This window comes from Kocuria gwangalliensis, from assembly GCF_039544365.1.
Classification (GTDB): Bacteria; Actinomycetota; Actinomycetes; order Actinomycetales; family Micrococcaceae; genus Kocuria; species Kocuria gwangalliensis.
In genome coordinates, this window is the sequence record NZ_BAABLN010000062.1 from 1 (window position 1) to 3,671 (window position 3,671).

General features: G+C 61.8%; 3 protein-coding genes and 2 pseudogenes. 2 read left to right on the plus strand and 3 right to left on the minus strand.

Annotation, left to right across the window (positions count from 1 at the left end; translation table 11 throughout):
- Positions 1 to 370: 370 nt before the first annotated feature.
- Entirely contained in the window at positions 371 to 619 is a 249-nt protein-coding gene (locus ABEA06_RS13655; protein WP_345311849.1) for a ParA family protein, read from the minus strand.
- Between the two features lie 173 nt (positions 620 to 792).
- Here ABEA06_RS13655 and ABEA06_RS13660 point away from each other — a divergent pair, with 173 nt between their 5' ends.
- Together ABEA06_RS13660 and ABEA06_RS13665 are read left to right on the plus strand one after the other, a co-directional pair.
- Positions 793 to 1,428, plus strand: a complete 636-nt coding sequence (locus ABEA06_RS13660; protein WP_016997370.1) for an AAA family ATPase — start codon at positions 793 to 795, stop codon at positions 1,426 to 1,428.
- A complete protein-coding gene (locus tag ABEA06_RS13665; RefSeq protein ID WP_345311850.1) occupies positions 1,422 to 1,721 on the plus strand; it encodes a hypothetical protein in 300 nt (99 codons plus the stop codon). The genes ABEA06_RS13660 and ABEA06_RS13665 overlap by 7 nt, the downstream gene beginning before the upstream one ends.
- Before the next feature lie 682 nt (positions 1,722 to 2,403).
- Here ABEA06_RS13665 and ABEA06_RS14610 read toward each other — a convergent pair.
- Positions 2,404 to 2,466 (minus strand): annotated as a pseudogene (locus ABEA06_RS14610) (DUF4113 domain-containing protein); the annotation flags it as partial.
- Positions 2,467 to 2,943: 477 nt separating this feature from the next.
- Positions 2,944 to 3,483, minus strand: a pseudogene (locus ABEA06_RS13670) (replication initiation protein); the annotation flags it as partial.
- Positions 3,484 to 3,671: the final 188 nt, after the last annotated feature.

The window sequence follows — 3,671 nt, forward strand, 5'->3', positions numbered from 1 at the left end:
GTCGTGGGCTCCGCCACCGGTGCCGCTTGCACCGGTGGGGACGACACCACCGGTGTCGCGGGCTGGGGTGAGGTAGCGCGTGGGGGGTGTGTAATCGACCGGGTCGATGTGCTCATCCGGGGCCGGACGGGGTCGGCGGCGGGCCAGTGAGGCGGGACGCTCGGGCTTCTCAGTCATCGCAGCACCTTTTTCGCGATCGCCGTGTAGGCATCTAGCACCCGGGAGCCCTTGCGATATTGGCCGTACTATTCTCCCGAAATCCGCACCTCCTGGACGATCGCCCGGTCCGGAATCAACGGCTCCAGGAACAACCCGGTGGCGCGCAGCTCCTCGATACTGGCCACCGCCGCCCGGCTCATGATCGTCTCTTTCACCCCACCGACGACGATGCCGGCCTCGGTGAGGGTGTCCGGGGCGCCCAGTTGATGGCGGTGGCGGCGTAGACCACGGTGTCGGCCGCGTTCAACGCCGACAGAGTCAGCGGCCCGCCCTGCCAATTGGGGCAGTCAATGACCGCCACATCCGCCGACAGGCCAGTCAAAGAGATCTTCAACCGCAGCTCCGCATGATCGGCTAGGTAGGCTTCTCGGTTGGAGATGTTGCGGGCCGAGGGAATCACCCTGAGACTGGGGTGCCACCCGCTGGAGATTGCGTGGCTCTGTGCATTTGAAGGGTGTGCAGCCAAGCCGCGCGCCACTCCATATTAGTACCACAGTTGTACCACACCATAATGACCCAAAGTAGTACCACACTAATACCGATATGGCATTACATTGGTGTTATAGTGGTGCCATGATCATTGTCTTTGGGCACCAAAAGGGCGGAACGGGCAAGTCGACTCTCACCGTCAACATGGCCGTTGAGCTGCAACGACAGGGAAAGGACGTGCTGCTGGTTGACGCTGACCCGACGATCCGCACGACCTCGAACTTCACGACCGACCGAGAGGAGGCCGGGCTTCCCTCGCTGCAGTCCGTGCAGAAGTCGGGATCACTGCACAAGTTCCTGGAGGAGTTTCGACCCAAGTTCGATCACATCCTGGTCGACGTCCCAGGCAAGGATTCCAAAGAGATGCGCACAGCCCTGACTGCTGCGGACATGCTGATCAGTCCCACGCGCGCCACCCAAGCCGACCTTGATGCCGTGGCCGGCCTCTTGGAGACGGTCGAAGGGGCCCAAGACTTTAACGAGGACCTCAAGTCGATGCTGGTCCTCAACTTTGTATCTTCCAACGTGTTCACTAAGGAACGAGCGGAAGCGCAGTCGTATCTCGAGGACTTTCCTCGAGTGCGGCTTGCTCAGACCGTGTTGCATCAGCGCAAGGCTTTTGCCGACTGTCTGGCCGACGGCAAGGGAGTCGTAGAGATGCGCGACGCCAAGGCCAAGGCCGAGATCCAACTGCTGACCCAGGAGGTCTTCTCATGGTGAGGAAACGTGGACCGATTGCTTCCAATCGCGAGGAAGAGATTGAGCGGTTTGGATCGGCAGCCGAACGATCGGGTTCAGACGCCCCTGATCAGGGACCGCCCCTGAAGCCGTGGAAACGGCGGGCGCGAAACGGAGCCAAGGTAAAGGGTTACAACTTCCGGTTCAACAACACCCAGCATGCCTTGCTCAATTACGCCGCCGAAGCTGAGGACACTTCCCAGCAGAAATTGATCGAAGAGCTCGTATGGCCCGTGCTTGAGGAGCGCTACGGTCAAAACGTGCCGCTCAAGTAGTCATCCCACACCATATCGGCGTGGTGTTGGTACCACACAAGTACCAATATGGTGCCATATCGATAGGAGTTGGCACGGCACCTTCATACCCAGGCATTGCCGTCGACACTTCCCAGCAGAAAGCGGTCAAAAAGCTCGTCCGTTCCCTACCTAAGAAGTGCTAGGGCTATGGAAACCTTTCAAACCGAGCGTGTACTTCACACTAATGTGGTACTGATACCACACTAGTGCAATCATGATTCTGTACCAGATACTGTGAGCGCAGCACCTTCATGCCCATGTATCGCTGTGGTGTCAGAGCGAATGCATAAACCATTGTCCCCGTGAAGGCTTGGCAAGACGCAGGGTTCTTTAGCTGAATCTTGCACCACGTCGATCTTTGTACCATACCAGTGTGGTACTAATATGGTACAAACTTAATGTCACGATCACCCACGAAACTTTAGGAAATTGCCAGCACCAAAGTGCATGTGGTGGATGCCGCGGTCACGGTGCTGGTAGTGATCCAGCCCAGCCTCGGGGGTTCCCGCAACTTCCCTTGAGCAATCATTTCGGAGGCCCGCCAGAGCCGAGGAAATGTGCGGCAGCCATCGTCCGTCAACCCAGTCCCAAGAAAGACTGTCGCGTTAATCGGCTGGGGAAGTAGGTCAGTCCTAGTACGGACCAGCTAAGAAGCGCGTGTTCAGGACACCGTGCGGAGCTCGTTCCAGTCGGTGGTGTAGCGCGGGGAGAGATCTACTTGGCGATTAGGCCCAGGGGGCGAGGGAGTGGGCGCCGAGCCGGCCCAGAGCGAGGGTGCCGGTGCCGAGGAGGCGGCTCACTACCTCGATCAGTTCCCCGAGCGGGACCAATTACTCGAGCACCCCCGGCAGAACCGACACGGCGCCCTCGGCGGCGAGGTGTCTGCCGAGGATGGTGGCGCGCATGGGGGGCACCCCGTGTATGAGCTTGGGCACGGGGGCCCTCCGGGCCGTGATCCTCGGCGCTGGGCGCCCTCGGGCCACTGATGAGCGGATTTAGTTACCGCAGGGGGCCCCGCATCTTCAGCAGCTGCGGGTACTGGGGCCATGCTGGGGGAGTGATCAGTTTGTTCCTCGCCGGCGGAGAAAATACCTGTTGCTTGGAGAATTTCACCCTTGTCTACGGTGTCGCCAGCGGAGGTGGCGGGCACGTTGTTTAACCAAGTCATTACGGTGCGTGCGGTACGTCCCACCGCCTCGGCGATAGCTCGGTAGGTCGCCCCCGCCGCCCGCAACCCCAATGCTTTAGCCCGCAGTTGCCCAGCACGGTCAGTGCGGGCCTGGCGGGCCTTGCTGGCATTGTCCGCCGCCGCACGCGCCTTGGCCTCGGTACGGGCCTTCCCGCCACGCCGTCCCATCCGCGCCAGATACTCATGCGCCGCATCAGAACCACTGGTAGAGGTGGGGCGTCCCTTGCCAGCATTGACCTGCCGCACGGCCGAACGAGCCAGGCACACCACCTCCCCATCAGACAGGGGGTGGGACAGCTGGACGTTGAGCGCCCGGGCATGAGCGATCGAGGCGGCCTCACTCGGGGTCTGGTGGCGGATCTGTTGCTGGTCCCATAGCCACCGGCGGGTGGCGCGGAAAATAGCGGTGTTGCGCCCCACCTCCGTGGCGGTGTCCACTACCGGGACCCGCGGGATGCCGGCCTGCCCCAGCAGACCCGTGCCCGGGTCCCAGGCTGACGCGGCGGGTCCGTCAATAGCCTCGTCATGGAACGGGTCGATGTACTCGGCCATGTGCGCCTTGAGATCCCCCAGGGACCACGGGCTGGCTCTGCGACCCCACCACACACGCCCGGCCGGTAACTCAGCAGCCGGGTTGCGCACCAAGTAACGGGTGAAGCACGGGTCCCCATCGACCAGCCGGTCCAGTGCCCGCTGCACCGCCTCCGCGTAACGGATCGGACCCGGCCGAGCGCCCTCCC